The 2,079-nt window shown below is 74.0% G+C and carries 2 protein-coding genes; both read right to left on the reverse strand.

Going from position 1 to position 2,079, the window contains the following annotated elements; all coding sequences use genetic code 11:
- The coding region (locus SGA01_RS40655; protein ID WP_174867704.1) for a beta-ketoacyl synthase N-terminal-like domain-containing protein at positions 1 to 1,174 on the reverse strand (1,174 nt) is incomplete at its 3' end.
- Between the two features lie 73 nt (positions 1,175 to 1,247).
- On the reverse strand, positions 1,248 to 2,079 hold an 832-nt coding region (locus SGA01_RS40660; RefSeq protein WP_255325383.1), incomplete at its 5' end, for a phosphopantetheine-binding protein.

A 2,079-nucleotide genomic window follows, 5' to 3' on the forward strand; every position in this document is an offset into this window, starting at 1 on the left:
CGACACCGGCGGCGGCCTGCGTGTGCCCGATGTTCGACTTCAACGCGCCCAGCCTCAGGGGCTGTTCGCTGCTCTTCTCCTGCCCGTACGTGGCGATGAGGGCCTGTGCCTCGATCGGGTCGCCGAGCCGTGTGCCCGTGCCGTGCGCCTCGACGACGTCCACGTCACCCGGCGCGAGCCGGGCGTCCGCCAGGGCCCGTCGGATGACGCGCTGCTGCGAGGGTCCGTTCGGAGCCGTGAGGCCGTTGCTCGCGCCGTCCTGGTTGACCGCGCTGCCGCGCACGACCGCGAGGATCCGGTGTCCGTTGCGGCGGGCGTCCGACAGGCGCTCCACCAGCAGGACTCCGGCACCCTCCGCGGGGCCGAAGCCGTCCGCCGAGGTGGCGAACGCCTTCGACCGGCCGTCCGCGGCCAGCCCGCGCTGCCGGCTGAACTGCACGAACAGGTCCGCGTTGGGCATGACCGTGACACCACCGGCGAGGGCCATGTCGCACTCGCCCTTGCGGAGGGCCTGCACGGCGAGGTGCAGGGCGACCAGCGAGGACGAGCAGGCCGTGTCCACGGTCAGGGCCGGTCCGTCCGTACCGAGGACGTACGCGATACGGCCGGACAGGAAGCCCAGCGCCGCGCCGCTGACCAGGTGGCCCTCCAGCTCGGGCGACTGCACGGCGGTGGTCTGCCCCGAGGTGTAGCCGGTGTGCCAGCCGCCGACGAAGACGCCGAGGCCGCTGCCCTTCAGGGTCGTCGGGTCGATGCCCGCGTTCTCGATCGCCTCCCACGCGGTGGTGAGGGACAGTCGCTGCTGCGGGTCCATGGCGAGGGCCTCGCGCGGCGAGATCCCGAAGAAGTCGGCGTCGAACTCGCCGGCGTCGTGCAGGAATCCGCCGGACCGGCAGTACGTCCTGCCGGACGCGTCCGGGTCGGGGTCGTACAGGCCCTCCACGTCCCAGCCGCGGTCCTGGGGGAACTCCGAGATCGCGTCCCCGTCCCCGGCCACCAGCTGCCACAGGTCCTCGGGCGAGGCGACACCACCCGGCAGGCGGCAGGCCATGCCCACGATCGCCACCGGCTCGTGCGTGCGTCCCTCGATCTCGCGCAGACGCCTGGTGTTCTGCTGCAGCTCGGCGGTGACGCGCTTGAGGTAGTCGCGGAGCTTGTCTTCGTTGTTCGCCATGGCTCCCGTTCTCGCCTGTCCGTTCCGTGTTCCGTGTGTGAGGGGGCTGGTGGTGCCGGTGGTGCCGGGCAGGTCAGAAGTCGGAGTCGCCGCCCAGCTCCTTGTCGATGAAGGAGAAGAGGTCGTCGTCGGACGCCTCGTCCAGGTCGGTGGCGTCGTCGCCGTCGTCCCCCAGGGCCGCGGCCAGCGCCCTGAGCCGGGCGGCGAGCTCCGGACGGCCGCCGGCGGCGGGCGCGAGGGAGGCGAGTACGCCTTCCAGCCGGTCGAGTTCGGCGAGGGCCGCCGTGGTCTGCCGGTCGGTCGCCGAGGCCGTCTCTCCGGACCCGGTGCCTTCCGCCCAGGACCCGCCCGCGGCGGTGGAGAGTTCGTCGAGCAGGTGCCCGGCGAGCTCCCCCGGGGTGGGGTGGTCGAAGACGAGCGTGGCCGGCAGCCGCAGCCCGGTCGCGGCGTTGAGACGGTTGCGGAGTTCGACGGCGGTGAGCGAGTCGAAACCGGTGTCGCGGAAGGCCCGCTCCAGGTCGACCCGGCTCGGGGTGCCGTGTCCCAGGACGGTCGCCACGTGCGTACGGACGAGGTCCCGCAGGTGCGCGGCCCGGTCGTCCGGCGTCATCGCGGCGAGCCGCCCGCCGAGGTCCGTGTCCGCCTCGCCGGCGCCGCCGGCGGCGGCCCTGCGCTGGTTGACCGGCGCGCCGCCGACCCGCGACCCGCGGGTGAGCCCGCTGAGCAGCGGCGCCAGCATGCCGTCGCGCTGCTGGGCGCGGAGCGCGGCGACGTCCAGGGCGATCGGGACGAGCGCCGGGTCGTCGCGGCGCATGGCCGCGTCCAGGAGGGACAGGGTCAGCTCGCTGTCCATGGGCGTCGCCCCGGAACGGGCCAGCCGCGAGAGGTCGGTGTCGCTGAGACCG

The sequence above is a fragment of the Streptomyces gardneri genome (assembly GCF_006539185.1).
GTDB lineage: Bacteria > Actinomycetota > Actinomycetes > Streptomycetales > Streptomycetaceae > Streptomyces > Streptomyces gardneri.